The following is a 2,927-nucleotide window of genomic DNA, read 5'->3' as shown; positions in this document are numbered from 1 at the left end:
CGGGTGCTACCATGCAGTCCCGGGAAGGTGGTCTGGCCATGGACCGGAAGTACATCTTCATCACCGGGGGGGTGGTATCGAGCCTCGGCAAGGGCATCGCCACCTCGAGCATCGGGGCCCTCCTGCGGGCCAGGGGGTACTCGGTCACGGCCGTCAAGATCGACCCCTACATCAACGTCGACGCCGGCACGATGCGGCCCTACGAGCACGGCGAGGTGTTCGTCACCGACGACGGCGCCGAGACCGACCTCGACATCGGCACCTACGAGCGCTTCCTCGACGTCGACCTCGCGCGCGGCAACAACGTCACCACCGGCCAGGTCTACCTCAGCGTCATAGAGAAGGAGCGCCGCGGCGCCTACCTCTCCCACACGGTCCAGGTCATCCCCCACGTCACCGACGAGATCAAGGAGCGCATCCGCGCCGCAGGCAAGGCGGCCGACGCCGAGGTCGTGCTCGTCGAGGTGGGCGGCACCGTGGGCGACATCGAGTCGCTGCCGTTCCTCGAGGCCATCAGGCAGTTCCGCTTCGACGCCGGGCGCGAGAACACGCTCTACTTCCACGTCACGCTGGTGCCGTACCTGGGCACGAGCGAGGAGTTCAAGACCAAGCCCACGCAGCACTCCGTGGCCACGCTGCGCGGCGTCGGCATCCAGCCCGACGCCCTGATCCTGCGCTCGCAGGCGGAGGTGCCTCTCGAGCAGCTCCAGAAGATCGCGCTGTTCGCGAACGTCGAGCCCGACGCGGTCTTCAACTCCTACGACGCCGACCACGTCTACGCCGTGCCGGAGATGCTGGAGCAGCAGGGCGTGGGCCGCTTCATCGAGCGCAAGCTGCACCTCGAGCACGTGACGCCAGAGCTGCGCGTGTGGCAGGAGGCCGTGAGGGTCCTCAGGCGGCCGGAGCGCGCCGTGCGCATCGCCGTGGTGGGCAAGTACGTGGCCATGCCAGACGCCTACCTGAGCCTCCTCGAGGCCCTGAAGCACGCCGGCATCGCGAACCGCGCGGCCGTGAACGTCGAGTGGGTCGACGCCGAGAGGCTGATGAACGACGACCCGCCCTCGCTGGAGGGCTACGACGGCATCCTCGTGCCGGGCGGGTTCGGCGTGCGGGGCATCGAGGGCAAGGTGGCGGCGGCGCGCCTGGCGCGCGAGCGCGGCGTGCCCTACCTCGGCATCTGCCTCGGCATGCAGGTCGCCGTCATCGAGTTCGCCCGCGACGTCGCCGGGCTCGAGGGCGCGAACTCCACCGAGTTCGACCCGTACACCCCGCACCCGGTCATCGACCTCATGCCCGAGCAGCTCGAGGTGGACGGCCTGGGCGGCACCATGCGCCTGGGCTCGTGGCCGATGCAGGTCTTCCCCGGCACGACGCTCGAGCGCGTCTACCGCCTGCCCGTCGGGCAGGGCGGGACGGTGCACGAGCGGCACCGCCACCGCTACGAGGTGAACCCCGACTACGTGGAGCGCCTGAAGGCCGCCGGCCTCGTCGTCTCGGGCGTGACGCCGGGCATGGAGGGCCGCGGCGAGGGCCTGGTGGAGGCCGTCGAGCTCGTCGGCCACCCGTTCTTCCTCGGCGTGCAGAGCCACCCCGAGTTCAAGTCGCGGCTCATGCGCCCCTCGCCGCCGTTCACCGGCTTCATCGAGGCCGCGGTCAGGCACGCGGCCAGGGAGGCCGCCACGGTCGCGTGACGATGGGTGGTCCCGGTCCGCGACCCTACGTGATAGGCGTCGCGGGCGGCACGGGCAGCGGCAAGTCGACGATCGCGGCGGCGATGGCCGACGCGGCGCTCGGCCACGTGCTGGTGCTGCCGCAGGACGTCTACTACCGCCGCGCCAGCGACCCGTACTTCGACGGCGTCAGCGCCATCAACTGGGACGAGCCGGGCGCGTTCGACACGCCCTACCTCGTCGAGCACCTCGACAGGCTCATCGCCTGGCAGGCCGTCGACAGGCCCCTCTACGACTTCGAGGCGTCGGACAGGCTGCCCGAGACGCTGCGCCTCGAGCCGGCTCCCGTGGTCGTGGTCGAGGGGATCCTGGTGCTGCACGAGCCGGAGCTGCGCCGCCGGCTCGACCTCAAGGTGTACGTGGACGCGCCGCCCGACGAGCGCTTCATCCGTCGCCTCGAGCGCGACGTCTCGGAGCGCGGGCGCAGCGCCAAGAGCGTCATCGACCAGTACCGGAGCACGGTGAAGCCCATGCACGACCTCTACGTACAGCCCACGAAGCAGTACGCCGACGTCATCGTCCCCGAGGGCGGGCGCAACGTCGCGGCCATCGGCGTGCTCGTCGACCACGTGCGGGCGCGCATCGGCGGGGCCGCTAGCGAGCCCGCCGCCGTGGCCCGGGCGGGGGCGCGTCCTTGAGGCGCGGCCCGGGCGCCGCACGGCCGAACGGCGCCGCCGGCGGGCCGCTCGGTGGCGTCCTGCGCCGGGCGCTGTGGGTCGTGCTGGCGCTCTCGCTCGTGCCGGCTCTCGCGCTCGTGGCCAGGCGCGTCGCGTCGGAGGGCTCGCGCGTCGAGGTCGCGGTCGTCATGGACGAGCAGGCGCTCGCCGAGCAGGCCGCGCTCGTCGGCATGACCAGCTTCGAGCTGGCCGAGCGCTACCGCGACCTCGGCCTCACGGGCATCGCTATCTACGAGGACAACGTCGAGTCCTTGGTGAACAAGGGCTACGCCGCGGCACTCCTGGGGTACGAGCTGCGCTCGCAGGCCGCGGCCAGGGGCGAGGAGCCGCCGCCCGTGCCCGGGGACTCGACCGTGGTGACGGCGCTGGTGCCAGGCGCCCTCGACGCGCTGATCGCGAAGAACGTCCCCGCGGCCGAGCCGTTCGAGTACGCCGGGCGCACCTGGTACTGGTGGCCCGGCGACGTGCGCCAGACCCTGCCGGCCGGGCCCGACCTCGCGGAGCTCGAGCGCTGGGCGTC

The 2,927-nt window shown here is 72.0% G+C and carries 3 protein-coding genes; all 3 read left to right on the top strand.

The genetic code is table 11. From position 1 onward, the window contains the following. Window positions 1-1,691: CTP synthase (locus tag VF202_11950; protein ID HEX7040825.1), on the top strand; the 1,691-nt coding region annotated here is incomplete at its 5' end. Window positions 1,692-1,693: 2 nt separating this feature from the next. Continuing rightward, entirely contained in the window at window positions 1,694-2,368 is a 675-nt protein-coding gene (gene udk / locus VF202_11945) for a uridine kinase (protein ID HEX7040824.1), read from the top strand. Then, a partial coding sequence (locus VF202_11940) for a DUF5693 family protein (protein ID HEX7040823.1) occupies window positions 2,365-2,927 on the top strand: 563 nt, incomplete at its 3' end. The genes udk and VF202_11940, both read left to right, overlap by 4 nt.

This window comes from Trueperaceae bacterium (assembly GCA_036381035.1).
GTDB lineage: Bacteria > Deinococcota > Deinococci > Deinococcales > Trueperaceae > DASRWD01.
The sequence above is the reverse complement of the archived record's forward strand: the minus strand, read 5'-3'. Positions and strand labels throughout refer to the sequence as shown.